Source organism: Vibrio sp. 10N.222.49.C9, from assembly GCF_041474985.1.
Classification (GTDB): Bacteria; Pseudomonadota; Gammaproteobacteria; order Enterobacterales; family Vibrionaceae; genus Vibrio; species Vibrio crassostreae_C.
In genome coordinates this window covers 1-268 of sequence record NZ_JBFRVD010000583.1, presented here as the reverse complement: position 1 = coordinate 268, position 268 = coordinate 1, and the positions used below count along the sequence as shown (strand labels likewise).

Here is a 268-nt window from a genome sequence, read left to right as displayed (position 1 = left end):
GTAACAACGTACATCATTACTAGGCCAGCCAGTGCCGCTGCACCGTCTTTATCTTTAGACATACCGTAAGCAACACCTACAGCGAATAGCCAAGACATGTTGTCGATGATTGCTGCGCCCGCTTTAATAAGGAAGCCAGCTAGTGCACTGTTGCCACCCCAACCGGTCGGGTCAATCCAATAACCGATACCCATAAGTATCGCTGCTGCTGGTAGCGTAGCAACCGGCACCATTAGCGCCTTTCCTACCTTCTGAAAATATCCAAGAA

1 protein-coding gene is annotated in these 268 nt (G+C 49.6%); it reads right to left on the bottom strand.

Annotation, left to right across the window (positions count from 1 at the left end; all coding sequences use genetic code 11):
- The coding region (locus AB4585_RS24585; protein ID WP_372171369.1) for a PTS transporter subunit EIIC at positions 1-268 on the bottom strand (268 nt) is incomplete at both ends.